The following is a 24,538-nucleotide window of genomic DNA, read 5'->3' on the forward strand; positions in this document are numbered from 1 at the left end:
GCGCCCCCCCGCGCCCCGCGCGGGCCCCGCCCCCCCCCCCCCCGCCCCCCCCCCCCTTTTTTCCGTCGCCGGGGTGGGGGGGGCCGCGCCCCGGCCGGGGGGGGGGCCCCCCCCCCCCCCCCACCACAACGCATTCACGAGAGAATCCACCGGTGACTGTATCCATCGACCGTCGTCGGTCCCTTGAGGAGCTTGAACGTGATCGCTGGCAGGCGCCCCCGGCCGACGCCACCCGTCTCATTGCGACGGCGCATGCCCTGCGGAGTCGGCCGGTCGGGACACTGACCGTTGAGGACCTGCGCCTGCTGATCGGGCAGGACATTGGGCTGCCGGTGCTTCTTCCGCTCGCGGTCGAGGTGCTTCGTGACAACCCGCTGGCCGAAGGCGACATGTACGAGGGCGACCTGCTGCGCGCGGTCTTGACCAGGAGCACGGCAGTCTGGAGCGCCTATCCGGAACTTGCGAGGCAACTGACCTTCATCGTCGGCGGCCTCTCCGACCTCTCGCCAGACCTGCGGAGCAAGGTCGAGCGGTTCGTAGGCGCCGTCCGGAAACCCTGACGCGTTGCAGGTGCTGACGTCTACTCCGGTCCTGTGCACCGTAGAGGCCGTGGTCCTGGCCGTTGGGCCGGGCAACCTCGGGTGAGCCGGCGGACCATGATGCCGATCACCGCCCACTGGATCATGGTCTCCGACCGGGCAGGATCGGCCTCGTAGTCACGGGCAAGCCGCCGGTGAGCGGTCATTCAGGCGTACGTCCGCTCAACGGCCCAGTGTTTGGGATGGACTTGAAAGCCTCGCCGGCCAGGCGCTTTACGAACGATCTCCAGCTCGCGGCAGAGGATCGAAGCGCTCCAATCGACCAGCTGTCCGGAGAACCCCTGGTCCGCCCAGACCTTCTGGATGCTCGGATGGGCGAGGCGGGTCCAAAACAGAGAGTGCTTCGCGCCGTCACGATTCTGGACGCTCGCGGCAACAACGTGTACCGCCAGACGAGGCCGAGCGTGTCGGTGACGATGAACCGCTTGCGGCCTTCGACCTTCTTGCCTGCGTCAAACCCTCTGGTGGACACGGGGACGGTGTCGGCCGTGCGCACGGACTGCGAGTCGATGAGCCCCGCGCTGCGCTCGGCGCTGCGACCGTCGGCCGCTCGGACCTGGTTGCGCAGCGCGTCGTGCAGCCGCTCCACGGTCCCGCATCGTGCCACCACGTGAAGCACCAGTACACAGTCGCGATGTTGGGTGCGCCGAAGATCACCAGGCACAACCGCCCAGGCGGAGACAGCCGGGGAAGGGACGCGACTGGGACCCGTGACACGGGAGGCGGTCTGGGGCCGGGCTCGCTCTTCTGTCTGGCCCCCACCGGAAGGGGCACGACTACAGCCCCGGCGCGATGCCCTTCACCGCCCGCGCGAAGGCGAGGACGGTCGGGGGGACATGGGAGCGGTGCCAGATCAGCCCCAGTTCGGAGGGGGGCAGTCCGTCGACCGGGATGAAGGTGACAGCGCTGCGCCGCCCGTGGTAGTCGGCCGTGGACCGGCACAACAGCATCGCACCCCGGTCCGCCGCCGTCAGACTCAGCCCCTCCTGAAGGGTGTTGACCAGTGGGCCCGCCGGGATCGGCCGCAGCTCCGGGGTGTGGTCCGGGGTCTGCGCCAGGCGCCAGTATGTGGGCGCGGGACCGGGCACCCCGCCCGCGCCCACGCCGATGAGCTGGCAGTCGGTCAGCTCCTCCGCCGATACCGTCTCCCGGGCCGCGATCGGGTGCCGGACGGAGACGGCGAGGGTCTGCGACTGCCGGGAGAAGACTGGCCCGAGCACCAAGTCCTCCTCCCGTACTGGCATGAGCACCACCGCACAGTCCACCTCTTGGCGGCGCACAGGCCCGAACGGGTCCGACAGCGGGATCTCCGTCAGCTCCAGCACGCACCCCGGGCACTCTTCCTCGAACAGGGCTATCGCCTTGGCGAGGTAGTCGTCGACGGTGCCCTGGAAGCCGATCCGCAGTACCCCGCCCACCTCCGCCCGGGCGGCGGCCCGCACCTCGTCCAGGGCGGCGCGCAGCCCGTCGTACGCGGGCCGCAGGCTGCCGATGAAGGACTCTCCGAGCGGAGTCAGCCGCACCCGGCGGCTGGTGCGCTCGACCAGCGGGGCACCGATCCGTTCCTCCAGGCTGCGCAGCAGCTGGCTCACCCTGCTCTGGGAGACGTACAGTCGCTCGCCCGCCCGGCCGAAGTGCAGCTCCTCGGCCAGGACGAGGAACGCCTCCAACTCACGGATCTCGATACCGCCCACGGAATCCCGGCCCCTTCCACCCGATCGAGTAATCCCACTCATAGAAGGATGAGAGATTGGCCGTTGTTCCCGAACGGCCCTGCGGCTTGGCTGGTTCTATGACACAGACAGAGGAAAGCGCAGACAAGGCACCCGAAGAGGGGCAGCCGGCAGGACGTGGGGGCTGGCCCGCAGTCTCCGCCGTCGCCGGGGCGACGTTCACGGTGGTCACCTCCGAAATGCTGCCCGTGGGGCTACTCACCTCCATCGGCCACACGCTCCATGTGAGCGAGGGGACCGCAGGGCTGACCCTCACCATCACGGGTCTGGTCGGCGCAGCTTCCGCGCCGCTGCTGACTCCACTGCTCGGCCGGCTGGACCGTCGGGTGCTGCTGTGCTCCATGATGGCGCTGCTCGTGCTGGGCAACCTGCTCGCGGCGTGGGCCCCCAACTTCGGGGTGATGGTGGTCGCCCGCGTCATCATCGGTATCGGCATGGGCGTGGTCTGGGCGGTCGCCGCCGGTCTCGCTGTACGGCTCGTGTCCGGCACCGCCATCGGCCCGGCCACCTCGCTCATCTTCAGCGGGATCGCGGTGGCCTCGGTGCTGGGCGTCCCAGCCGGTACGTACATCGGCGAACTGGCCGACTGGAGAGCGGCGTTCGTTGTCATAGCCGCCCTCGCCGCGGTGGTCCTGATCGCGCTCGCGGTCCTGCTGCCGCCGCTCCCGGCCGAGCAGGTCATCCGCCTCGGCGGCGTGCTGAAGCTGATCGGCAACCCGCGGGTGGCGACCGGGCTCGCCGTGGTGGCCTTGCTGGTTACCGGACACTTCGCTGCCTACACGTACGTACGGCCCGTGCTGGAGGAGATCTCCGAGGTCAGCCCCACGATGATCGGCACCCTGCTCCTCGTCTACGGCGTCGCCGGCGTCCTCGGGAACTTCGTGGCCGGCGCCGGGGCGGGCCGCTCTCCGCGCGGCACCCTCCTGGTGATCGCCCTCGTCCTGGCGGCCACGGTGGGGCTCCTGCCTCTGCTCGGCGGCTCGGTGCTGACAGCCGGTGTGCTGTTCGCGGTGTGGGGCATCTTGTACGGCGGCGTTTCGGTGAGCACCCAGACCTGGCTGCTGGCCGCTGCGCCGCAGGACCGTGAGGCGGCGGCCTCGCTCTTTGTGGGTGTCTTCAACGGGGCGATCGCGCTGGGCGCCTTGGCCGGCGGTCTCACTGCAGACGGCGCCGGGATCGAAGCCGTGATGTGGCTGGGCGGCGGCCTGGCGCTCGCCGCCTTGCTGGTGGCCGCCCTGGGCCGGGCCCCGGAGAATGGCCAGCTCGGCTAGAGCCTGTCTCTTGGAAGTGCGCTGCGCAGGGTGATGCATGCTGGATCGATAACCTGTGTCGGTGTCGGCGGCATGGTGCAAAACTTCGGGCCATGACCTCGCCCGAGCTCAGTGACCTGGACTATCTCCGGGAGATCGAGCGCCTCGCCAACCGCGTCAGTGTGGAGGCATCCAACGAAGGATGGCTCTCGTTCCAGACAGACCCGGATGAGGCGACACCGCTGCAGCGCAGCGTGAACGTGCTTGCTCGGGCGCTGCGCCACTACCACTTCGCGGGCGATGGCTGCCTGGACGAGGACCGGCCTCCGGTATGCCTCGTCGGAGCCTCGGTGTTGAAGCCCGGGGCCATGCCGGCCGGGGTGGAGGAAGCATACGAGGACGTGTGTGCACGGATCGGTGTCGACCCCAGGCCGGAGGGCTGGGCGCTGTGGAACACCTGGAGCGACGGGGACCTGAAGGTGACCATGGTGGTGTCCGCCGTCGAGACGACCGAGGGACTGTTCGAGAACTGGGCCCGCGGGAGGGCACTCGACCCGGTGTCACCGCTGCCCTCCCAGATCGCCCTCGTCCGCCGAGGATGGATAGGACCGATGACGTTCTCACCTCGCGGCGTCAACCGGATGGGCCTTGACGGTCGGCCGCCGTTCTAGGCCCTAAGGGCTGTCCGGCAATTCCTGGCGGGCGTGCGACGACAGCTACGGCACCTCGCCGCGTTGTCGGAACGTCCATATACATCCAGTATGTGGACGTCCCTCCGCCTTGCGATGCACCGCATCTGACGCCGCACGCTGTTCCACCAGGAATTGCGGGACAGCCCTTAGCCATCGGTCGGGGCCGTGTCCATATGAGAATCGCAGCGAGGTGCAGTGCGGCCTGGTAGGCGATGGCGAGCTTGTCTGTTCGCATGGCCGGACCACGCCACTGCTTGAGGCGATTGGTTGGGTAGGTCGCGCGACGAGGTGCTTGCCATAATTCTCGGATCGACGCCACCCGGGAGGCCGGCTCTTCAGCGGCGATGGCGTGCCCGCAGCCCAGGGTCGCCAGCCGGGAGCCGGGTATGCGATCTGCAAGTTCCCGGGAGTGATGAGCAGGTCCCGCATCGGGGAGACCACCAGGTTCGGCACCGCGATCCGTGCCAGGTCCGGCCGTACGTCGAGGTGGTCGAACAGTGTGAGCTGTTCCTCGATCTCGTCCGTGGAGAGCTCGTCGAGCCACTCCGGTCCGCCCGCCATCAGGGTGAGACAGGCGGCCATTTCGCGGCTCAATTGTCCTGTCGCAGATTGGGTGGCAGGTGATGCGGCACTGACCTGCGGAGTTGCCAAGTAGTCGACGGCCCGGTGTTGGCCGCATTCTCAATCGGTCTGGCCTTCGCGGAAGTGCTCTCGATGCTTGTCAGTGGCACCTGGCAGTGTGCGCCGTGTGAACGTTGAATCCTTCTGGGAACTGATGGAGACCTGCCGACGAGAGTCGGAGGGCAGGGATGCGCGGCTTGCCTGGTTGCGGGATGAACTGTCGCGAAGGTCGCAGATGGAGATCGTCGAGTTCCAGCTGCGCCTCGACCAGGTGACCCGTCAGACATTCCACTGGGACTTGGTTGCTGCAGCTGAGCGGATCTTCGGCGGCCGGTGCTCGGACGACGATTTCGAATACTTCGGCCTCTGGATGGTCGGGCTCGGAGGTGAGATCTTCGGGCGAGCGGTGCTTCACCCGGATGCCTTGGCTGATGCGCCTGAGGTGCTGCCGTTGGCTGGGAGGAGCTGGAGGGACTGGGGCGAGGACTGGCCTGGGTGGGAGTTGCTGGACTATGTGGCCTCGGAAGCCTACGGGGCTGTGACCGGGGACCCAGATCCGTGCGGCGAAGAGTTCTACGCAACGGTGCGGGCTCAGCGAGGTGAGCACGTGGTCAGCCGGGGGTTGGCGGGGGAACGCTGGAATGTCCGGGACGAAGCAGAAGCGACTCGTAGGCTGCCGCGATTGAGTGTCATGTTCCCGCTCCATGCTGACTCATAAGGTTGCGTCACGTTCAGTGCGTTGGCTCTCGTTGAGGCCGGTCTCCGGTTTGCAGAGGTGCTGGAAGAGAGGGTCTTGGATGCCCGGTGTGGTGTGACTCCGTGAAAGCCGACGGCTGAGCTCGGCGGTCGTCGCCAGGTAGAGGTCCTTCGGCTCGGTGCTGTGTTCAGGCGGATCGAGGACGAGCTCTGCCAGCACGACGGTTTCAGGGAAGGCCGCCAGGCGGCGTTGATCGGAGGTCGGGACTGCCCGGCTGACCGGTTCTGCGGCGATATGGCTGAGCCGTCGTGCCCACTCGTCCCCGACGTTGATCGGGGTGCCATGTAGTGCCCATTCGTCGACGACCTTGTGGGCGGTGTCGAGAGCCTTCGCCATGCTCGGTGGCGGGTGGCGGGTGGCGACGGGCGAGACGATCGAGTCGATGTACGACGGCCTGACCAGCGACTCTGCCTCCCGCATCGACATCGACCTCGTCGTCCCCCCTCAAGGAAGCCTGGCGCTCCGGCGCATCGCAGTGGACGACACCCGAGCGCCGGGCTGCTACTTCACGTGAACGAAGCCAGACGCCACTCCCGCCTCGGACACCGCAGCCCCATCGCCTACGAACAAGCACTCCGAACAACATCAACTACGCTGGCCGAAGACCGCAGCCCTCTCCGAGATGCTCGACACCTGCACCATCTGACCCCGCCGGACGGCGCACCAGACAGCGTCGGCCGACAGCTCGGCCCGGTGAAGCGTGCCCGAGCGCCGGACGGCACCGGCCACGCCCTGCGAACCCCTCCGGTTGACGGTCGGTCCGTCCCGGGCAGGAAGCCTGTACGGCGCCCTGCGCCCTGCTCGAGTGGAGTGCGGCCGACTTGCCGTGACCGTCGCCAGGTCTGGCCCCTTCCCGTTCGCAGGGTGCGCGATTTTCTACAGGCCCGGCTCGCGCGCAGCCGGAGGCCAGCTCTGTGGAGGCCCAGCTGTAGCCGTGTCCATGGGCGGCGGCGCGGGTGTTGTGTCGGGGGAGCGAGTCAGGCAGGCAGGGTCTTCTCCAGCGCCACCACGACCATCACTGGAAGATCGGCGGCTCTCGCCAGGTCCCTCACGGCCCGCCTCAGCATCGACTTGGTGCTGAACGGCCTGAGAGGGAGGAGTTGATCAGCGGGCCAGGTGGCGGCTGATGACGAGACGCTGGATCTGATTGGTGCCCTCGAAGATCTGCATGATCTTCGCTTCGCGCATGTAGCGCTCGACGGGGTGGTCGTGGGTGTATCCGCAACCGCCCAGGACCTGGACAGCGTCCGTGGTGACCTTCATCGCGGCGTCGGTGGCGATCAGTTTGGCAACGCTGGCCTGCCGGCCGTAGGAGAGGCCGGCGTCGCGGCGGCGGGCGGCGTCGAGGTAGGTCGCCCGTGCCGAGTCGACGGCGGCAGCCATGTCGGCCAGCAGGAACCCCAGCCCCTGATGGTCGATGATCCTGCGGCCGAAGGTGGTCCGTTCCTGCGCGTAGGCGACCGCGGCATCGAGGGCGGACTGGGCCAGGCCGGTGGCGCAGGCGGCGATGCCGAGCCGTCCGGAGTCCAGCGCGCTGAAGGCGATCTGCAGGCCCTGGCCCTCCTCGCCGATGAGCCGGCCGGTGTCGATCAGCGCATCGTCCCAGAAGGCCGCAGTGGTCGGAACGGCGTGCAGGCCCATCTTCTTCTCGGGCTTGCCGAAGGTGAGGCCGTCGACCCGGCCAGGAGCGAAGAAGCAGGAGATGCCGTTGCCGCCCGGGCCGGTGCGGGCGAACAGGGCGTAGAAGCCGGCTCTGCCGCCGTGAGTGATCCAGGCCTTGGTCCCGCTGATGCGATAGCCGTCCGGGGTACGACGGGCACCGCACGCCAGGGCTCCGGCATCGGAGCCCGCCTGGGGTTCGGACAGACTGTATCCGCCGACCAACCGGCCGCCGAGGACGTCCTCGGCCCACCGCCGGCACTGGTCGCCGCTGCCGAAATGCAGCAGAGGGAACGCGGCGAGGGTGTGGACGCTCACGGCGACGGCAACGGATGCCCAGCGCGCGGCGAGTTCCTCGATGACCTGGAGGTAGACCTCGTAGGGCTGGTTGCCTCCCCCGAACTCCTCACGGTAGGGCAGGCCCAGCAGGCCGGCTTGGCCGAGCCGTGCGAACAGGCCCTCGGGGTAGGTCTCGGAGAGTTCGTGCTCCTCCACGCTCGGGGCGAGTTCCGCGTCGGCGATGTGCCGGGCACGAGCGAGCAGGTCCTCGGCTTCCCGCGTGGGCAGCAGGCGTTCGACGGGCATGACGGTTCGTTCTCCTTCCGGACGGCTGCGGCCGGTGGTCAGGACGTGGTGGCGGTGGCGGGGGCGGTTTCCAGGGCACCGAGAGCACTGCGTGCCTGATCGCGGAAGTCGGCGAGGCGGGCCAGCTTGATGTCCTCGTAACCGCGGATGCCGTCGACGAGCCGCACCAGTTCTTCGACCTCGGTGGCGTTCTCCGGGGTGAGATGCGCCAGCGCGGCGCGGACCAGCCGCGGGTACTCCTGGACCAGGGCGCGCTCCTCGCGGCGGATGCGGGCGTAGCCGAACACGTCGAACGATGTTCCTCGTACCCCGCGCAGCGCGCGCAGAGCCCGGAAGGCGAGCGGAGCGGTGCGCCGCAGACGGATCTTGCGCTTCATGCCCAGGGCCCTGAGCACAGGCGGGTGCAGCAGCACCGACACCGAGGCATCCGGGCCGAACTCGTCGCTGATCCTGGCGCTCTCCACCGTGTCCAGGTGCAGTCGGGCCACGTCGTACTCGTCCTTGTACGCCATGACCTTGTACAGGCCCTTGGCGTACGCCACCGCGATCCGCTCACCGGCCTCGTCGCCGGCCAGCCGCCTGGCCGAGGCGGCCACGGAGTGGACCTCCCGGACGTACTTCGACGCGTACGCATCGTTCTGATAGGCGATCAGGTCCGTGGAACGCAGGGCGACCACGTCCTGCAGCGTCCCGGCGGTCAGGTGCTCCTCGGCCATGGCCCGTGCAGCCGGAGTGATCTCGACGACCGGCCGGACGGGTGTGCCGACGGCCTTCACCACGGCCTCGTGGTCGAGGACCGCGGCCCGCCCCCACCTGAAGGCCGCCAGATTCTTCTCCACGGCGGCCCCGTTGAGGCGGATCGCCGCTTCGATCGCGTCCTGCGACAGCGGGATACAGCCGTGCTGGAAGGCGGCCCCGATCAGCAGCATGTTGGCCGGCATGTGGTCCCCGAAGAGGGCCTCGGACAGCCCCTGCGCGTCCAGGTGGAGATTCTTCTCCGGACGGGTGAGGGCCGCGATGCGCTCCAGCGCGTCGTCGGGGGAATCGGGGACGACGACCCGGTTGGTCACCATGGCAGCCGTCGGCACGATGGCGGTGTTGATCACCGCGATGGTGTGGTCGGGCCGTGCCACCCGCAGGTTCGACTCGGCAGCCGCACCCAGCAGATCGAAGCCGACGAGCACGTCCGCCGTGGCGCGGGAAGCGCGCACCGCTCCGGTGACCGGCGTGCTGGAGATCCGCACATCGCTCACCACCGGTCCGCCCTTCTGGGCAAGGCCCGTCTGCTCCAGTCCCGCCGCGTAGCGGCCGTCGAGGTGAGCGGCCATCTGCAGGATCTGTGAGACGGTGACGACCCCGGTACCGCCGATACCCGGCATGTGCAGAAGCGCGCTGTCGCCCGACACGGCGGGAACCGGATCGGACAGCTCTACCGGAAGCTGCGGGATCTCCCGCCGTGGCGCCGCCTTCGGCTCCACCAGCAGGAACGACGGGCAGTCGCCCTTGAGGCAGCTGAAGTCGGAGTTGCAGGACGCCTGGTGGATCCGGGTCTTGCGGCCGAACTCCGTCTCGACGGGCTGCACGGACAGGCAGGTCGACACGTCACCGCAGTCGCCGCATCCCTCGCACACCCGCTCGTTGATGACGACCTTCTCGGCCGGGGTCGGCAACTGTCCGCGCTTGCGCAGCCGGCGTTCCTCGGCGGCGCACCGGTCGTCGTGGATCAGGACGGTCACCCCGTCGACGGCGGCGAGTTCCTTCTCCGCCGCGGGCAGATCGTCCCGGTGGCGGACGCTCGCGATCGGGTCGAGACGTACGCCCTGGTAGTCGGCCGGCCGCGCGGTGGTGACGATGATCTTCTTGACGCCCTCCAGGGCGAGCAACCGGGTCAGGGCGGGTACGTCGAGACGCCCCTCCGGCCGCTGCCCGCCCGTCATGGCGACGGCATCGTTGTAGAGCAGTTTGTAGGTCATCGTCGCCCCGGCGGCCACGGCCGCGCGGACGGCGAGAGATCCGGAGTGATGGAAGGTGCCGTCACCGAGGTTCTGTACGAAGTGCCGGTCGTCCGTGAAGGGGGTCATCCCGATCCACTGGGCGCCCTCGCCGCCCATCTGGGTCAGCCCGATCTGGTTGCCGCGGCCCGCACCGTCCAGTGCGACCATGGCGTGGCAGCCGATGCCCACGCCGACCAGTGTGTCGTCGGATGTCCTCGTCGACGCGTTGTGCGGGCAGCCGGAACAGAAGTAGGGCGTGCGCGACGAAACCATCGGCAAGGCCATCCGCTTCCGCGCCGGCGGGGCCAGCAGAGCCAGATGAGCGCCCGCGGCACGCGGCAGTCGCTCCGGCCCGATCCGCGAGGCCAGGGCCCGCGCCACGTCCTCGGCCGCCAGGGTGCCCCGCGCGGTCAGCAGGGGACGGCCGCTCTCGTCATGGCGTCCCACGACAACGGGCGGATTGTCGATGCCGTAGAGGGCCTGCTTCAGGTGCCCCTCCAGGAAGGGGACCTTGTCCTCGACGACGAGCACCTGGTCCAGATCGCCGGTCATGGCCGCCAGGTCCTCGGGAGAGACCGGGAAGGGCATGGCGATACGGATCAGCCGGAGGCCGAGTTCTTCCATGGCGGCCTCGTCGATGCCGAGATCGGCGAGCGCCCGCTGCACCACGGCGTACGAAGTACCCGAGGCGAGGACGCCCAGGGCGGCGTGCTCGGCACTGAAGCCGATGCGGTTCAGACCCGCCTGACGAGCGTAGTCACGGGCCAGATCGAGCCGGCGGGTGAGCATGTCGTGCTCGGCGTCCAGCGAGGCGGGGCCGACAAGCGTCGGGGGCGCGCCGCGGTCGGTCCGCGCGGGAGCCGGAACCTCGGGCCGCAGTTCGTCCAGGTCCACGACTGCGGAGGCATCCGCGATGTCCGTTACGATCTTCAGCCCGACCCACAGGCCGCTCGCACGGGACAACGCCACCGCGTGCAGGCCGTACTCAAGGATCTCGGCCACCGAACCGGGCGCGAGCAGCGGCATGGCCAGGCTCTGGCACATGGGCTCGCACGAGCTGGGAACGGTCGAGGACTTGCTGCCCGGGTCGTCACCGATCCACGCCACCGCGCCGCCCAGCGCCGTAGTACCCGCCACGGTGGAGTGCCGGATCGCGTCGGCCGCCCGGTCCAGCCCCGGGTTCTTCCCGTACCAGAATCCGGTGACGCCTTCATGGCGTCGTCCGGGAACCTGCCCGAGCATCTGGGTGCCGGCCACCGCCGTCGCCGCGAGCTCCTCGTTCAGCCCGGCCCGGAACACCACACCGGCGGGATCGAGAAAGCGGCGCGCCCGGCCCATTTCCAGATCGACACCACCGAGCGGCGATCCCTGGTAGCCGCTGACGAAGACCCGGGTGTCCAGACCACGCGTCTCATCGAGGCGACGCTGCTCCAGCGTCAGGCGGACCAACGCCTGGACGCCGGACATCAGGACACGACCGCCGCGTGCGGCGTACTTGTCGTCCAACGTGACGGCAGGGTCCGTGCCCATGCGAGCCTCCTCGGCGTGATCCGTTCGGGGCGCCCAGGACAGCAAGACATGCCCTCTCATCGCAAGCAAGTTGCGACTCGTAGTGGGCAATACGCAAACTACTGCCAAGAACAGGGTGGTTGGATCAAATAAATTGCTTCGACTGCCACCGCTACTGCCTCTGCGCCGGGAGCTTCGAGTGACCGAGATCGATGATGTGGACCACCAACTGCTGCGCATGCTCAAGGAGAACGGCAGGCGCACGTTCTCCGAGATGGCCCCCGAGGTGGGGCTGTCGGTCGCCGCGGTCAAGCGCCGGGTGGACCGACTCCGGGAGAACGGCGTCATCACCGGCTTCACGGTCCAGGTCGATCACTCGAAGATCGGATGGTCCATCGAAGCCTTCGTCGAACTCACCTACATCGGCACGACACCTGTAGGAGAAATCGTCCGCACTGCCTACAGAACGCCTGAAGTGCAAGCCGTCTTCACCATCGCCGGCGCGCCGGACTCCCTGGTGCACGTGCGCGTACGCGACATCGGACACCTGCAGCATGTCATCGATGGACTGCGCCGCACCGGCAACGTCACGAGTACCAAAACACTCATGATCCTGGGGTCGTGGACGAGGAACTGAACAGCGCGCGCGAGGAACGAGAGGCCGTCTGCCTTACCGGATATGGGTCGGCACCCCGCGCTGCCGACAACCGAAGCGGGGAGCAAAACATGTCCAGGACCGCCTTGTTCGGCGCGACCGGCACCATCGGATCCCGTGTCCTGGATCGGATCCCGCGTCCTGGATGAGACGCTGCGCCGTGGCCACCGGGTGACGGCGGTCGTGCGTGACCCGGCGAAGCTCGCCCGGACCGACCCCAGCTGCCCGTGGTCACCGGCGATGTCCTGGACGCGGCGTCCTTGGCCGAGGTGGCCAAGGGGCAGGATGTTGTGATCAGCGCGGTCGGTCAGAGGCTTGATCGATGACGTAGTGGAGATACTGCATGGCGAGCTTCTCGGCGTGATGGCGCCGTTCAACGATCGCTCCACCGGCATCGGACCATCGGCGGTAGAGATCGACGGTGGCGAGGAGCGCCCGTCCTGCTTCGTGGCGGTCGTAGCCGCACAGCGTTGCCTGGAGGGCGCGCGCCTCTTCGGGCGCGATGGCCTCAAGGTGGCGTACACCGCGGGAGATCGTGCCCACCCGGCGGGCGGCAAGGGGGCCGAGCACGGTCTCGCGCAGGTAGGTGAGGAAACTGATGGTCTCGAACAGTTCACCGCGGCCGAGCTTTGTCGCGCCGTAGTGCACCCAGACCCAGAACCGGTCCTCGATCCACTGGAGGTCGAACGCCGGGGTGGCCGGAGGCTGTTGGGCGAGCGTGTCGGCCAGGACGCCGTCCCGGTCCCACAGGATCTCCGGGTCCTCGATCCGTTCGGCGAAGTCGGAGGCACGGACGAACTTGAAGTCGACGTGCAGGAGAGGCGGCCCGACGAGCGTGATGACCACGCGCGGCTCGCCGACATGCTCCCCGGTGAATCCGGCCACCAGGGAGGTCCAGGAGCCGATCAGTACGAGCCGCTCCCGCATGACCGCGTCGTACGTCTCGTTATCGATGACCAGGATCAGGTCCACGTCCGAGTAGACATCGGGGCGGCCTCCCGCGAGCGACCCGGTGATCGCCATGCCGGCCACGCGCGCATCCTGCCGGATCCGAGGAAGCACGTCGCTGACGAACCGGCTGTGCAAGGAGGGGACGTCCATCTGCTTTCCTTCCGATCGGAGCAAAGCAGATCAACGTAACACTCGACCGGACGGGAATCGAAGTGGCATGGCCGATCAGCTCGCGGAGACCATCCTGCGGGCCAAGGGCATAGCCGACGAGAACCTGCTGGCCGGCGACACCCTGGACTGCACCGTGGTGCGGCCGTCCTGGCTCCGTGACGGAGCCGTGACCGGCAGGGTCCACCTTGCCGAGGCCGCCGGGCCGTGCGGGATTCCCCGGTCCGACGTCGCAGCCGTCCTCGCCGCCCTGATCACCGTCCCCGCAACAACCTTCCCGTGTCGGTGGTCCCGTCCCACCCGCCAGCCCTGTCGGCTGCCGGGACGGCCCCACGGACGGGCCACTGCGGCGAGCGCCGGGGGAGCAGTGGCAGGAACGTGGGGAGCAGCGGCACGGGGGTGCCCCTGTGGATCGCCGCGGTGCCGGCGGCGGTTCCCGCCGTCTCTGCCGTGTTCCCACCTGCGCGACATCGCCACGTTCGGCTTCGGCGATTCTCTCTTTGAGATTGTCGCGGATTTCTTCCAGGCGGGGCTTCTTGCCCAGGGCGACGCGGGATCATCCGCGTGTGCGTGGGCGGGAGAGTGCGGTTATTCAGGGTTGGTTGCGGAGCCTCTTCTTGTCGATCTTGCCGAGGGCGGTGAGCGGCAGCGCGTCGGTGCGGGGGGAAGCGTTCCGGGTCGGAGTCGAGCACCGCGACGCGGAACTGCTCCATGCTCTGTTCGTGCTCCTGGGGGAGAGGGGGCTGATACCGCCTTCGGAGACGATCAGCCTGACTGCTAACCAAGGGGGCGGCCTCGTACTTCACGATCGGTGCCGGAACAACCAGTGGCGAGCTTCTTCCGGCGCGCCCACGTTGATCGCGTTGAAGGAGCCAGACGACGAGTGGCATACGACCTCCACGGCAATCCCAACTTCCGCTGCAATCGCGGACTCCACACTACGAGGGGAGGGATATATCCCCTCATCTCCTGGAAGTGGTTGCCGGTGATTTACCGCGCACTGTCTGGCGGGATGATGAGGGATGCCTCGGGTCCGGCGAAGCAGGCGGCGTCGGCCTCGGTCGCCGCTGTGCGAAGGGTGACGACGTTGCCCAGGTGCCGGGAGAGCCGCGCGGCCATGCGGTCTGCCTGCTCGCTCCAGTTCTCGGGGGCTGCGGAGGGTGGGACGACGATCAGTTCCAGTACGTCGGCCGGGTGTGTGGCAGTGCCGTCGGCGACGGGACCGGCGATGGCGAGCCGGGCGGGGGCGGGGGTGAGGTCCGCAGCGGCACGTTCGCGGACTTCCTCCACCACGCGCTGCCGCAAGTCGGCCAAGCCGTCCAGTGCCTTCCACACGACGTGTCCTGCGACCAGCCGCACATCCCCTCCACGCCCACGTGGCTCGATCAGGCCCAGGAGACCGAGGCGGAAGAGCGTGGCCTCCACTTGGGTAGCGGCAACGGACGCGTCACGGGCCAGGTCCGTCGGCGACAGCGGTGCCCCGGCGTTCGTCGTCTGGTGGGCGGTCAGCGCGGTGACGATACGGCCCGAGGCGCCGGGGAACAGCGCCGGGATCGGTGTACGGAAGTTCACTTCTTCGCCTCCCGCGGTTGCGCGGGGAGGGTGTCCATGAAGGAGCTGACGGAGAAGACGGCGTTCCCGGGGCCGGCCGGGCCGTATCCGGGCGGCGAGCTCAGGCCGAACTCCTGCATCGTCGCCCGATACGCCTCAAGGAGCCGGACGTGGTATTCCAGCGGTGCTCCGTGCGGGTTGGCCTTGCCCAGTGGGGTGGTGGGTTCCGGGCACCAGGTGGTGAAGCGCGGGGTGATGCCGTGCGACATGAAGAACCGCAGGCCCTCGACGGTGGAGTCGATGGCCTCGCCGACACCGGTGAAACCGAAGGGCTCGGCCATTTCGACCCCCGCGACGAAGTTCGGGATCACGTTGCGCGGCCCGAAGATCTCGGCGGAGTCCAGGATGCGCCGGTGCCACTCGTCGCGGCCGACGTGCCGTTCCTTGCCGGGGCAGTACAGCTCGAACAGACGCCGGTCCCACACCTCGTAGTTGGGGTGGTAGATCTGCACGCCGTAGTCGTGGAACCGCTGCACGTCGGCCTTGGGCAGGGCCTGGGCGACTACCTTGCCGATCCAGCGGCCGGGGAACCGCTCCTCGATCGCCTTGGCGTACTGACCGTAGAAATCGGCTTCGTCCAGCCCTCCGACCCGTGAGGTGATCGCCCCGCCGGTCAGCGTGTAAGCGGTTGAAATGCCGGCGACATCGTGCCGGTCGATGATCTCCAGCGCCTCCAGCACCTCCTCGACGGGCTTGACACCGGTGTAGGGGCGGCCAGCGGCCTTGTGCTGGTGCCAGTTGTGGTTGATGTCGCAGTACTGGCACTCCTGCTTGGCGCCGAAGTACTGGCAGACGCGGAACACCGTCAGATAGATCAGATAGCCCCACTGGATGGTCGGGGCGACCTCCATCACCGATTTCCCGCTCTCCAGGGTGTGCCGGTAATAGTCCGGCATCGGCGGCAGACCGGCATCGGCGATCCGCTTCCCGTCCAGATACAGACCCAGCCTCCCCTCAGCGCAGGGAGCCACCCGGTAGGGCGAGGCAGGGTTCACCCGAACCGACACCACCGTGCGGCGCAGCCCATAGGGCCCGCCGGTCAGCACGATCTCCTCCGGCGGGCGGCGCAGCGCGGCCTGGCCCAGCTCGGGCAGGGTGCCGTGGTCGAAGGAGAAGATGAAGTACGACTTCGGTTTGACGTCCCCATCGTGGTTGTCACTCAGCGCGGCGGCATCGAAGGCGATGCCGCCGCGCAGCAGGTCTTCCTTGATCACCGCTTCCCGAGGCAGGCTCGGGAAGCGATCCATGAGACCTTCGACCAAGGCGAAGCGGCTGGGCATACGCGGAACTCTCCTTTACTACACGGGGTTCTCGCCGGCCTCGGCCAGGGATGGGGGCATCGACGACGAAGCCGGCGAGAGTTCTTTGGGGGGCGAGTCGGCTAGAAGTCGGGCCGGTGTCCCGTCATGAGGTCCTGGGCGGCCTGCCCGTACTCGGTCAGAGCGCCCAGGAAAGTGTCCTGACCCCACAGCGCCAGTCCCAGCGCCGCGACGAAGACAGCCGACACATGCAGGGCACCTACCAAGTCCTCGCCGCACACCTGCCGAACCCCACCCGGGTCGTCGCGAGCCCAGGCACGTACGGCCTCGGTGACAGCGAACTCGTAGTGCGGCGGCGCGGCCGAAGCGACGAAGTCAGCCAGACGCACCAGACGGCAGACCCCGATGTCCCGGCCGACAACCTCGACGATACTCAGCGTCGACTGGAGCTGCGCCCCGAGAATCGCGTACGCCCTCGCCTGACCGGACGCGTCCAGCGTGACGAGGGAACTCTCCACCGCGACGGCGTCATGCTCCGCGTACCCGCGCACAAGGGCAACGGCGCAGCCCGAGGCGGCTATCTGCCCAGCTTCACTCATGACCACCACGCTAAACGTGGAGGTTCCTCTTCCGGATCGGTCCTCGGTCGCATCCGGTCTCGGAAGAAGGCACTAGGTCGTGCATTCAGACAATCTTGCGTGGTGGATCACGGTCGGGTGATACGTCGTCATGAACTGTCGGATGCGGGGTGGGAGTTCGTCCGGGTGCTGTTGCCCGTTTCGCCGCGGGGGCGCAAGCGGCTGGACGACCGGCGGGTTCTCAACGGGATCGGGTGGAAGTTCCGGACCGGGACGGCCTGGCGGGACGTGCCCGAGCGTTACGGGCCGTGGGCCACGCTCCACACCCGGTTCCGGCGGTGGGCCCTGGACGGCACGTTCGAACAGATGCTCCGGGCCGCCCGGGCAAGGGCCGACGCGGTCGGGAACATCGACTGGCTCGTGTCGGTCGGCTCCACCGTCGTCCGAGCCCACCAGCATGCCGCCGGAGCCCGAAAAAGGGGCTCCGCGTTCCCGGACTCGGACGCTCCCGAGGCGGCCTGACCAGCAGGATCCACCTGGCCTGCGACGGAGCCGGCCGTCCCTTGGCCTTCGTGCTCACGGGCGGGAACACAAACGAGCACGAAACCATGGACTATCGCCTCTTTCGGCGGGATCTCCCCGAACCGGCCGCGCCAGGCCACGGTGTCCATGCCCATCGCGGCGGCCATGAGGACACCGGTGACCGTCGGCACCTGCTCCGGGTCGGCCAGCTCGAAGGAAGAAGGCCGGCGGATCACGGCAGGGATGAGATCGCTGAGCGGACCGAAGCCCTGGCAGACTTCCTCCACACCTACAACCAGCACCGCTGCCACACCGCACTCGACGGACCCATCACCCGCGTGAACAACGGTGCGGGCCAGTACACCTAGGGCCTTTCTTATGGATCAGCGGGCGGACCAAATGAAGATGTCAGCGATGTGGAGTCCGGCTCGGAAGACTGTGGCGGTCTTCTCGTAGCGGGTGGCCAGGCCGCGCCAGTTCTTCAGCCGGTTGGTGCAGCGTTCGACGGTGTTGCGTTGCTTGTCTGTCTCGCGGTCGAAGACGGGCGGGCGGCCGCCGTGGCGGCCGTTGCGCTTGCGGTTGGCGGTCTGGTCGGCGGGCTGCGGGATCACCGTCCGGATGTTGCGCCTGCGCAGGTGCTCTCGGATGGCTCGGGACGAGTAGGCGCGGTCCGCCAGGACCACGAGGGGCCGAAGTGCGCGGTCGGCCGATCGCTTTGGGCACGCGCAGTGCGGCCATGACGTGCCCGCGCCGCCAGCGCGATCGGCGACTTCTGGATCCAGGACGATTTCTGCACCCGTGTGAAGGGCGCCTCCGACGACCACCCCATCACCTACGAGGACCCGGTCACCAAGAAGAAGACCACCCACGGCACGGCCGACGGCCGTAACGCGTGCCTGCAGCATTGCCTGACCTACACGGCCACGCAGGCCATTGTCGCCGGGGCCGGCGCCCGCGCGCTCGGCATCAAGGTCCACCCGGCCGCCGCCGCGGCCGCGCCCGCGCTGTCCTTCGGCACCCACTACGCCGCGGACCGCCGCGTCCCGGGCAAGAGCCTCCTGGAGGAGATCGCCACCAAGACCGGCAAGAGCGACTTCTACAGGCTCACCGACTTCGGAATGAACGGCAATGAGGTGCTGGACATCAGCGAAGACCACCGGGTGCAGCTGCGCGCCGGGTTCTGGCACGGCATCGATCAGTCTGCCCAGGTACTGTCCCCCGCCACCGTGAGCCTTGACCGCTAGGGCAGACCCACCAGTCCCCAACCGCGGTGCGCGGCCGTTGTGATCACGGCGCCCCATTCACGCAGAAGCGCGGTGAAGTCTTCGAAGGTGTCCGGGCGTCCTGCCCAGCCCGCGCACTCGGCGGCGAACGGCTCGCGCAGCACATCCAGGTGGGACACCGCTTCCTTCCAGGCGCGGGCCTTGCCGGTCACTGCCTCAGGTGGGCACACCAGGAGGATGCCCCGGCGCCCGCCGTCGGTGGCCGGTGGGAAGAACCCTCCGCCACCTGTCAGCGCAGGATCGTCGGCCGGGTTCGCGTCCCAGATCAGACCGACAAGAAAGGCGTCGATCGCCTCGCGCACGGATGCGTCGACGAGGGGCCGCATGTCGTCCCATGCATCGCCCGCCCGGGCGTGCGGGCGATAGGCACCGGTGGTGGTGGAAAAGTCGTACTCGGCGCACCATGCAGACTCCCGATCCGGGGGCCACAGCCAGCCGCCGGCCAGTCCGTTCCGCTGGGGGTACCCGTCGACCTCTGGTGGCCAGGTCGTGTCATCCAGTGCACGGACCCGGTTCTCCACAGGGATAGTGCTCAACTTCTCCCAGTCCGCCATGAACAGCGTGATATCCAGACCCATAGCGGCAGCATAGGCAGGGCCGCGCGACAAGCCGAGGCCGTTATTAGCTGCCGCAGATCAGCGGCGTCCAGGGACCGACCACAGCAGCACACCGCCGCCGCCTGCCACCGCGCGCGAATCCCCACCCTCCATCACAACCATCGTGTCACCGCACGCAGGTCCGCACCGGAAGCGTCGGCCCGCCGGTTCTCCGCCGCGCCACGGGCCGCACTATCAGCTACACCCAACCCAGCAAGACGATCGAGGTGATGGATTATCAGTGAGGGTTCACGGTGGCGGCGTCATCTGACCAGAGCCAGTTCACGGGCCCGTACTGCCTCTTCAGCATGGTGCGCTCGCGCCCGTAACCTTTCAGCGCGGTCTCCACCGCCACCGCCAGGTCGTCCAGGTCCTGCGGCACTGGCACCCGCAGCAGCAAGTGCTGCTTGCGGTGCGCAAGGAGCAGCTCCCCTGCGGGTGTGCACTCCAGCAGTGCGAAGTGGACGAGAGGCTTGAACGGCTTCTCCGCAGTGGACATCCGGGCGCGGAGCACGCCGTCGGCGCTCCACGCGTACAGGCCGTAGCGGTTGAGATGGAAGGCGTGGGCGTGATGCGGGTCGGAGACCACGGTGAAGTCGAAGCCGGTGAACGGGCTGTCCTCGCGCAGGTGCAAGCCTCCCAGCCTGCCCCGCAACACCCCGCGGTCGTCGACGAGGGCGAAGCTGAACTCCTGCCCCCGGTTGCTCGAACGGTAGGTCTTCCCGAAGACCGGGACGACGAACAGGTCGTCGCCGAACGCTGCCGGGCGGGTCATCGTGGAGTCGAGGTATCCGTAGAGGCTGCCGCTGGTCCCGGTGAGCTCCGACAGGGCCTCGGTCAACGAGGGCGAGGGCCGGTTGCCACGCCCCACCGGCGCGTCTGCGTACCGCACGTGCGCGTACGAGTCGGTGTCGCTCTGGCAGTCGGTGCGCCCGTCCAGGGTCGCGATGGCGCGCAGCACGGGCTTGCGGCCCGGGCCGAGGGCTGTGCCGGGTTCGGAGACGGCGACGATGTTGGGGTGGGCGCCGGCCCAGTTGCTGAGCCCGTACTCGGAGGTCATGCACAGCAGCCGGCCCGCGGGGGTGACGGTGATCGACGCAGCGAATGGGTCGTCCCTGGGGCCCTGCTGTTTTTCCCAGCCCCAGGACATCGGCCAGGAGGCGAGGACCTTGTCCAGGTCCGGGGACAGGAGGTGGGTGCTGCCGGGCTTGGAGCTGATGGCGATCGCGCCGTCCGGGAGGACGGCCAGGGTCGCGCTGTCGCCCTCCGGTATGGCCGACGGAACACCGCCCGGCACCGCCTGTCCGAATACGGCGGTGGCGATGGGCTTCCCGCCAGTGTCGTGGCGGGTGATCAGCTGGTAGCCGAAATCCCGCTCGGCGGGGTCGGCCGAGCCGGCCGCGTGCGCGCGGTAGCGACGCAGGCCGGCCAGCACGTAGGTGTCGCCGGCCGTCGTCGCCACCGCGTGATCGACCCTGAGTCCCCATCCGCCGGCTTCGGGGTCGAGACGGTGGACGTCCAGCAGGAACGCGGGCGCGGTGATCGGCAGCAGTGTCATACCGGCATCCTCTCGCCTGCCACCGCCAGCCGTCTGCCTGCTCCACGGGCTCAGCGCGGACCAGCACGAACTCGTCGTAGCCGTCGATGAAGTTCCCCGGCCCATCCGCCGCACCGACGTGGACGGGGATCTCGTCGGGAACGGCGGTGGTAGCGGACCGCAGCTGCCCTGCCGTCCATACCTGCGGCGCGTGATCGATCGAACATGTCAGCCAGCGGCCAGAGGCTGGAGTGCGTGACAGCCTGCCGAGCCGCGCCGGTGAGAGCAGGTCATCGGCTGCGAAGCCCGGGCCGCGTCGGCGCCCGCCGGGGGTAGACCATACGCTGGTGGAGCCGATGGTCAGGGTTTTCTGGCCCCGTGGGGCCCGCCGAGTGAGATCCGGGCCCCACAGTCAGCTCCGGACCGCTACGGGGTAGGTGCCTGGTTGCGCGCGTCTCAGGCGGTCGGGCTCCCGCTCGCCACCCGGCACGCTCACGATGCCGTCGTCGGCTTCAGCGAGCGGACCACGCAGGACACCCTCCGAGTCGCAGGCGAAGGGCAGCACATCTGTGTGCCTACTCCGCCGGCTCACGGTGTAGTACTTCGAACCCGGCCACCCGCCGGCGGACCAAGCGCCGGCTCGGCCCCGGGGCCGAGCACGAGGCACTGGGGCACCGCGAGTTCGGGACCCGAGCCAGCATCCGGTGCGACGTCGCCGGGAGACTGGCCTGGCCGCAGCTGGCGCGGAATCGCCACTGCCGCCAGTCGTTGGTCTGGAAGATCCACCGCCCATCCGGGACCAGAGGACGCCATCCAGAACCGCCGAATGAAGACCGCGGCCTGGCCTACGCACTGCAGGTCAAGGGCGAGATGACCGCCCATACCGAGTCGGCCGTTCCGAACCAGCCGCCCCACGACGGGCTCGGGCCACGTCCCTTGCCCCGCTACCGAACCCGGCCGGTCAGCCTGCGCGAACACTTCCTGTCCGCCGGACGCGGCAAAGTGGTGACCGTCACCTGGCACAAGGGCCTGAAAGCAGCCATGTCCGCACGCTTCGTGTTCCTGTGCGTCCGCCTCGCCGGCCGCCGGCCGAAGCCGGCTCCCGACGGTGTCATCGGCCTTCGGTGGCTCATCGCCCAGTGGCCCGAAGGACAGGACGAGCCGGTCAAATACTGGATCTCCAACCTGCCCGCCGACATCCCCGCCCGGGACCTGGTCCGCCTCGCGAAACTTCGCTGGCACATCGAGCACGACTACCGCGAGCTGAAAACGACGCTCGGACTCGACCACTTCGAAGGCCGCTCATTCACCGGCTGGCACCGCCACGTCACCCTCGTCACCGCCGCCCACCTCTTCCTGACCGAACAACGATCCTGCCCAAAAGTCCCTGCCGGGGCCTGACTCTCTACCAGACCCCGGCCCTCCTCCAACACCTGCTGGCCACCTGGACCGGCACCTGCCCCACCTGCCGGCGCAGGCCCAGGAGATGACGGCCGGGCTGCGGGAAGCGATGGACGATGTCCGGCGCTTGGTCGGTGTTCTCGCGGACCGGGTCCGGGCCGCGCACGCCGCCCGGGTCTGGGCACCGCTCGGCCATCCCTCTTGGGAGGCGTACTGCGCCGCGGAGTTCGGTATCAGCCGCGCTCAGGCGTACCGGCTCCTCGACGTCGCCCGCGCCCTGGGCGCCACTCAGGCCGCCGTCGCCGACACTGATCTGTCTCGCATGCGAGACACCGACCCGGCAGCAGCAGCCGTACCCGACCACGTGGACGTTCTCGCGTTCTTGTCCGGTGGCATTCTCATTTCGGTGTCCGGGTAGGTGGATGCGGTTGAGTGGGCCGATCGGTGTTGTCTTGCGGGGTGTTCGGGGTGGTGGGGGAGGGTGTTGGAGCTGGACAGTGAGGTGAGGGTGGTTGGTCAGTGGTTGAGAGTTGGCTGTTCAGCAGGCTGGAGGCTCCAATGGAGTCAAGTCTTTCCTTGATCATTTTTGGTGGGCCGCGGGTGCCTGTCGTGGCGGGGGAGCGTGTTGGTGGGGGCTGCGGCGGATGCTGAGGTGTTGCGGCCGGTCGCGGTGCGGCGGTTGCTGGCGCTTGAATCCCGGGGAGAGCTGACGGCCGGTCACGGGCGGATGGTCGCTGGCACGCTGGCGGTGTCCGAGCGCATGGTGTGCCGGTGGCTGGTGGCGGCGCGCCGCCCTCGCCGGCCTGGACATCACGGCACACCCGGTCTCCTACACCGTGTGGATCGCTCTGGAGCCAGATCAGCGCCCCGATCACGCCGCTGCCGTTCTTGCGGAGCAGGGGATCCTCGTGACCACCGCGGACGCCTTCGCCACCGGCCCCACCGCCCCCGAGCCCTCCGCCTGGCACTGGCCACACCGCCCCGCGACGAGCTCGGCGCCGCATTGCGCAGTCTCAAGGACACGCTCGACGCCATCCCCCTATGACCTGGACCCGCGCAACAGCCCAGGGCTGGCCGCGCTTTTCCAACTCAACACGCTGGACTTGCCGGACATCCCGTGAGCCGGCGTGTCAGACGGCAAACGCATGGCCCGGGCGCGCCCAGGCGGCTACCTCGTCCGACGGCTGCTTGCACTCGACCGGCTCCGCACCCAGCACCCCAGCCACGAAGGCAACCTCCCCGGACAAGCCGGCACGAAGGGCCGCCGTCCAGGGCGGACGGGGGTTCTGGAAACCGGCCGGGGCGGTCGTTCTCAGTCGGCCGCCCCCGCCCGAAGCTCGGGGAACCCCGTTCGGCGGGCCGCCAGTGCCACTGCCGCGCCGACCACCAACAGGGCGAGCGCGCTCCATGGCACCGCCCCGACCCCGGCCCGGGCGAGGACCTGGCCGCCGAGGACCGCGCCGGTGCCGATACCGATGTTGAAACCGGAGTTGAGCACGGAGTCGGCGACCTCGGGGGTGGCCGGGGCCGCCCGCACCACCGCCGCGTGCAGCAGCGTGGGCAGCGCCCCGAAGGCCAGGCCCCACGCGGCGAGGGCCACCAGCACGACCGGCGCGGAACGTCCGGCCGCCGCGAGGAGCAGCACGGCACCGGTGAGCAGGCCGAGCCCGCCCAGCACCGCCGCGCGCGGCCGGCGGTCCACCAGTGCCGCGGCCGCCCCGACGCCCGCCGCGCCCGCCGCGCCGTACGCCAGCAGCGCCCAGCCGATCGCGGACCCGCCGAGCCCGGCGCGCTCCAACAGCGGTGCGACGTAGGTGTAGAGCGCGAACTGCCCCAGCATCACGACCAGCGTGGTGCCGGAGACCACCAGGACGGCGGGCGTCCGCAGCACCGCGGCCACCTGCTTCCCGCCCCGTGCCCGGTCGCCGGGCCGGGCGGGCAGGAACCGCGCCACCAGCGCGGCGAGCAGCAGCGCGAGCGCGGCCAGGCCGCCGAAGGCCGTCCGCCAGCCGACCGCCGAGCCGACGGCTGCCCCGAGCGGCAGGCCGGCCGTCAGCGCGACGGCCTGGCCCGCGAACACGATCGCCACCGCCCGGCCGACCCGCTCGGGGGCGACCAGCCGGGCCGCGTAGGCCGCGGCCGTCGACCAGAACACCCCGGCGAGCAGGCCTCCGGTCACCCGCGCCACGGCGGTGAGCACGAAGCTGCCGGAGACCGCCGTCAGCACGTTGACCACGGCGAATCCGGCCATGAGGGCGACCATCAGCGAGCGTCGGGGAAGGCCTCGGGTGAGCGCCGTCAGCGGTATCGCCCCGAGGGCCATCGCGTAGGCGAACGCCGTGACCAGGAGCCCGGCCGCGTCCTCGGACACGCCCAGATCGCGGGCCGTCGAGGGGAGGACCCCGGCCGGCAGCATCTCGGTGGTCAGGGCCAGGAACACCGCCGCCGACAGGCTGAGCAGCCCGGCGAGGGGCCAGCCCGGAGCGGGGCTCGCGGGAGTGGAGGAGACGGAGGAGGAAGAGGGTTGTGCTGTCTTCGACATGACTGGGACGCTAGAACTCTGACATCGATGTGAAAG

At 69.1% G+C, this 24,538-nt stretch carries 21 protein-coding genes and 6 pseudogenes; 13 read left to right on the forward strand and 14 right to left on the reverse strand.

Annotated elements, in window-relative coordinates:
- Nucleotides 1-152: 152 nt before the first annotated feature.
- Nucleotides 153-560 carry a contact-dependent growth inhibition system immunity protein gene (locus ACGF8B_RS25725; protein ID WP_392742835.1) on the forward strand — a complete coding sequence of 136 codons (408 nt, stop codon included), beginning with the start codon at nucleotides 153-155 and terminating at the stop codon, nucleotides 558-560.
- A gap of 815 nt (nucleotides 561-1,375) precedes the next feature.
- Here ACGF8B_RS25725 and ACGF8B_RS25730 read toward each other — a convergent pair.
- Nucleotides 1,376-2,293: a LysR family transcriptional regulator gene (locus ACGF8B_RS25730; protein ID WP_392742837.1), complete on the reverse strand. Its 918-nt coding sequence runs from the start codon at nucleotides 2,291-2,293 to the stop codon at nucleotides 1,376-1,378.
- A gap of 98 nt (nucleotides 2,294-2,391) precedes the next feature.
- Between ACGF8B_RS25730 and ACGF8B_RS25735 the strand changes: the two genes are divergently transcribed.
- Nucleotides 2,392-3,603 (forward strand): MFS transporter, encoded by a 1,212-nt coding sequence (locus tag ACGF8B_RS25735; protein ID WP_392742840.1) that lies wholly within the window; start codon nucleotides 2,392-2,394, stop codon nucleotides 3,601-3,603.
- Between the two features lie 92 nt (nucleotides 3,604-3,695).
- Nucleotides 3,696-4,253, forward strand: a complete 558-nt coding sequence (locus tag ACGF8B_RS25740; RefSeq protein WP_392742843.1) for a hypothetical protein — start codon at nucleotides 3,696-3,698, stop codon at nucleotides 4,251-4,253.
- A gap of 160 nt (nucleotides 4,254-4,413) precedes the next feature.
- Here the strand turns inward: ACGF8B_RS25740 and ACGF8B_RS25745 are convergent.
- Nucleotides 4,414-4,539 (reverse strand): annotated as a pseudogene (locus ACGF8B_RS25745) (IS5/IS1182 family transposase); the annotation flags it as partial.
- A gap of 483 nt (nucleotides 4,540-5,022) precedes the next feature.
- Between ACGF8B_RS25745 and ACGF8B_RS25750 the strand changes: the two are divergent.
- Nucleotides 5,023-5,613, forward strand: a complete 591-nt coding sequence (locus ACGF8B_RS25750; protein ID WP_392742846.1) for a DUF4240 domain-containing protein — start codon at nucleotides 5,023-5,025, stop codon at nucleotides 5,611-5,613.
- Here the strand turns inward: ACGF8B_RS25750 and ACGF8B_RS25755 are convergent.
- Nucleotides 5,608-5,988 carry a hypothetical protein gene (locus ACGF8B_RS25755; protein ID WP_392742848.1) on the reverse strand — a complete coding sequence of 127 codons (381 nt, stop codon included), beginning with the start codon at nucleotides 5,986-5,988 and terminating at the stop codon, nucleotides 5,608-5,610. The two genes, ACGF8B_RS25750 and ACGF8B_RS25755, sit on opposite strands and share 6 nt — an antisense overlap.
- Here ACGF8B_RS25755 and ACGF8B_RS25760 point away from each other — a divergent pair.
- Entirely contained in the window at nucleotides 5,969-6,166 is a 198-nt protein-coding gene (locus ACGF8B_RS25760; protein ID WP_392742851.1) for a hypothetical protein, read from the forward strand. The two genes, ACGF8B_RS25755 and ACGF8B_RS25760, sit on opposite strands and share 20 nt — an antisense overlap.
- A 590-nt stretch (nucleotides 6,167-6,756) precedes the next feature.
- On the opposite strand, the gene ACGF8B_RS25765 is transcribed toward ACGF8B_RS25760, so the two are convergent.
- A complete protein-coding gene (locus ACGF8B_RS25765; RefSeq protein WP_392742854.1) occupies nucleotides 6,757-7,896 on the reverse strand; it encodes an acyl-CoA dehydrogenase family protein in 1,140 nt (379 codons plus the stop codon).
- Nucleotides 7,897-7,934: 38 nt separating this feature from the next.
- Nucleotides 7,935-11,420 carry an indolepyruvate ferredoxin oxidoreductase family protein gene (locus ACGF8B_RS25770; RefSeq protein WP_392742855.1) on the reverse strand — a complete coding sequence of 1,162 codons (3,486 nt, stop codon included), beginning with the start codon at nucleotides 11,418-11,420 and terminating at the stop codon, nucleotides 7,935-7,937.
- A gap of 178 nt (nucleotides 11,421-11,598) precedes the next feature.
- On the opposite strand from ACGF8B_RS25770, the gene ACGF8B_RS25775 reads away from it, so the two are divergent.
- Nucleotides 11,599-12,036: an Lrp/AsnC family transcriptional regulator gene (locus ACGF8B_RS25775; protein WP_392742858.1), complete on the forward strand. Its 438-nt coding sequence runs from the start codon at nucleotides 11,599-11,601 to the stop codon at nucleotides 12,034-12,036.
- 89 nt (nucleotides 12,037-12,125) lie between these two features.
- Nucleotides 12,126-12,362: pseudogene (locus tag ACGF8B_RS25780) on the forward strand (NAD(P)-dependent oxidoreductase); the annotation flags it as partial.
- Here ACGF8B_RS25780 and ACGF8B_RS25785 read toward each other — a convergent pair.
- Complete coding sequence (locus ACGF8B_RS25785; RefSeq protein WP_392742861.1) at nucleotides 12,349-13,155, reverse strand: nucleotidyltransferase domain-containing protein; 807 nt, start codon at nucleotides 13,153-13,155, stop codon at nucleotides 12,349-12,351. The pseudogene ACGF8B_RS25780 and the gene ACGF8B_RS25785 overlap by 14 nt on opposite strands.
- 67 nt (nucleotides 13,156-13,222) lie before the next feature.
- On the opposite strand from ACGF8B_RS25785, the gene ACGF8B_RS25790 reads away from it, so the two are divergent.
- Entirely contained in the window at nucleotides 13,223-13,954 is a 732-nt protein-coding gene (locus ACGF8B_RS25790) for an NAD(P)H-binding protein (RefSeq protein ID WP_392742864.1), read from the forward strand.
- A 209-nt stretch (nucleotides 13,955-14,163) separates the two neighbouring features.
- Here the strand turns inward: ACGF8B_RS25790 and ACGF8B_RS25795 are convergent, their stop codons facing one another.
- From ACGF8B_RS25795 to ACGF8B_RS25805, 3 genes are all read right to left on the reverse strand, one after another.
- Entirely contained in the window at nucleotides 14,164-14,745 is a 582-nt protein-coding gene (locus ACGF8B_RS25795) for a hypothetical protein (RefSeq protein WP_392742867.1), read from the reverse strand.
- Complete coding sequence (locus ACGF8B_RS25800; RefSeq protein WP_392742870.1) at nucleotides 14,742-16,064, reverse strand: radical SAM protein; 1,323 nt, start codon at nucleotides 16,062-16,064, stop codon at nucleotides 14,742-14,744. The genes ACGF8B_RS25795 and ACGF8B_RS25800 overlap by 4 nt, the downstream gene beginning before the upstream one ends.
- Nucleotides 16,065-16,165: 101 nt before the next feature.
- Nucleotides 16,166-16,642, reverse strand: a complete 477-nt coding sequence (locus ACGF8B_RS25805) for a hypothetical protein (protein WP_392742873.1) — start codon at nucleotides 16,640-16,642, stop codon at nucleotides 16,166-16,168.
- 99 nt (nucleotides 16,643-16,741) lie between these two features.
- Between ACGF8B_RS25805 and ACGF8B_RS25810 the strand changes: the two are divergent.
- Nucleotides 16,742-17,220 (forward strand): annotated as a pseudogene (locus ACGF8B_RS25810) (IS5 family transposase); the annotation flags it as partial.
- A 174-nt stretch (nucleotides 17,221-17,394) separates the two neighbouring features.
- Nucleotides 17,395-17,511: pseudogene (locus ACGF8B_RS25815) on the forward strand (IS481 family transposase); the annotation flags it as partial.
- Nucleotides 17,512-17,526: 15 nt separating this feature from the next.
- Here ACGF8B_RS25815 and ACGF8B_RS25820 read toward each other — a convergent pair.
- Nucleotides 17,527-17,884 (reverse strand): annotated as a pseudogene (locus tag ACGF8B_RS25820) (transposase); the annotation flags it as partial.
- A 59-nt stretch (nucleotides 17,885-17,943) separates the two neighbouring features.
- On the opposite strand from ACGF8B_RS25820, the gene ACGF8B_RS25825 reads away from it, so the two are divergent.
- Nucleotides 17,944-18,387, forward strand: coding sequence for a hypothetical protein (locus ACGF8B_RS25825; protein WP_392742875.1), 444 nt, complete (start codon nucleotides 17,944-17,946; stop codon nucleotides 18,385-18,387).
- Here ACGF8B_RS25825 and ACGF8B_RS25830 read toward each other — a convergent pair.
- The 3 genes and pseudogenes from ACGF8B_RS25830 to ACGF8B_RS25840 all read right to left on the reverse strand — a co-directional run.
- A complete protein-coding gene (locus ACGF8B_RS25830) occupies nucleotides 18,384-19,004 on the reverse strand; it encodes a hypothetical protein (RefSeq protein ID WP_392742878.1) in 621 nt (206 codons plus the stop codon). The genes ACGF8B_RS25825 and ACGF8B_RS25830 overlap by 4 nt on opposite strands.
- Before the next feature lie 256 nt (nucleotides 19,005-19,260).
- A complete protein-coding gene (locus ACGF8B_RS25835) occupies nucleotides 19,261-20,580 on the reverse strand; it encodes a hypothetical protein (protein ID WP_392742881.1) in 1,320 nt (439 codons plus the stop codon).
- Between the two features lie 46 nt (nucleotides 20,581-20,626).
- Nucleotides 20,627-20,971 (reverse strand): annotated as a pseudogene (locus ACGF8B_RS25840) (DUF6225 family protein); the annotation flags it as partial.
- A gap of 356 nt (nucleotides 20,972-21,327) precedes the next feature.
- Between ACGF8B_RS25840 and ACGF8B_RS25845 the strand changes: the two are divergent.
- Both ACGF8B_RS25845 and ACGF8B_RS25850 read left to right on the forward strand, forming a co-directional pair.
- Nucleotides 21,328-21,960, forward strand: a complete 633-nt coding sequence (locus ACGF8B_RS25845; protein ID WP_392742884.1) for a transposase — start codon at nucleotides 21,328-21,330, stop codon at nucleotides 21,958-21,960.
- A gap of 85 nt (nucleotides 21,961-22,045) precedes the next feature.
- Nucleotides 22,046-22,378 (forward strand): hypothetical protein, encoded by a 333-nt coding sequence (locus ACGF8B_RS25850; RefSeq protein ID WP_392742887.1) that lies wholly within the window; start codon nucleotides 22,046-22,048, stop codon nucleotides 22,376-22,378.
- 894 nt (nucleotides 22,379-23,272) lie between these two features.
- Here the strand turns inward: ACGF8B_RS25850 and ACGF8B_RS25855 are convergent.
- A complete protein-coding gene (locus tag ACGF8B_RS25855) occupies nucleotides 23,273-24,502 on the reverse strand; it encodes an MFS transporter (RefSeq protein ID WP_392742889.1) in 1,230 nt (409 codons plus the stop codon).
- Nucleotides 24,503-24,538 lie beyond the last annotated feature (36 nt).

The organism is Streptomyces sp. NPDC047917, from assembly GCF_043204345.1.
GTDB lineage: Bacteria > Actinomycetota > Actinomycetes > Streptomycetales > Streptomycetaceae > Streptomyces > Streptomyces sanglieri.

Bases quoted from the DNA above. Each gene is read 5' to 3' on its own strand.
- ACGF8B_RS25755 (WP_392742848.1), bottom strand. From the start codon at position 5,988: ATGGCGAAGGCTCTCGACACCGCCCACAAGGTCGTCGACGAATGGGCA.
- ACGF8B_RS25800 (WP_392742870.1), bottom strand. From the start codon at position 16,064: ATGCCCAGCCGCTTCGCCTTGGTCGAAGGTCTCATGGATCGCTTCCCG.
- ACGF8B_RS25790 (WP_392742864.1), top strand. From the start codon at position 13,223: ATGGCCGATCAGCTCGCGGAGACCATCCTGCGGGCCAAGGGCATAGCC.
- ACGF8B_RS25785 (WP_392742861.1), bottom strand. From the start codon at position 13,155: ATGGACGTCCCCTCCTTGCACAGCCGGTTCGTCAGCGACGTGCTTCCT.
- ACGF8B_RS25835 (WP_392742881.1), bottom strand. From the start codon at position 20,580: ATGACACTGCTGCCGATCACCGCGCCCGCGTTCCTGCTGGACGTCCAC.
- ACGF8B_RS25805 (WP_392742873.1), bottom strand. From the start codon at position 16,642: ATGAGTGAAGCTGGGCAGATAGCCGCCTCGGGCTGCGCCGTTGCCCTT.
- ACGF8B_RS25830 (WP_392742878.1), bottom strand. From the start codon at position 19,004: ATGGGTCTGGATATCACGCTGTTCATGGCGGACTGGGAGAAGTTGAGC.
- ACGF8B_RS25850 (WP_392742887.1), top strand. From the start codon at position 22,046: ATGACGGCCGGGCTGCGGGAAGCGATGGACGATGTCCGGCGCTTGGTC.
- ACGF8B_RS25735 (WP_392742840.1), top strand. From the start codon at position 2,392: ATGACACAGACAGAGGAAAGCGCAGACAAGGCACCCGAAGAGGGGCAG.
- ACGF8B_RS25770 (WP_392742855.1), bottom strand. From the start codon at position 11,420: ATGGGCACGGACCCTGCCGTCACGTTGGACGACAAGTACGCCGCACGC.
- ACGF8B_RS25740 (WP_392742843.1), top strand. From the start codon at position 3,696: ATGACCTCGCCCGAGCTCAGTGACCTGGACTATCTCCGGGAGATCGAG.
- ACGF8B_RS25855 (WP_392742889.1), bottom strand. From the start codon at position 24,502: ATGTCGAAGACAGCACAACCCTCTTCCTCCTCCGTCTCCTCCACTCCC.
- ACGF8B_RS25765 (WP_392742854.1), bottom strand. From the start codon at position 7,896: ATGCCCGTCGAACGCCTGCTGCCCACGCGGGAAGCCGAGGACCTGCTC.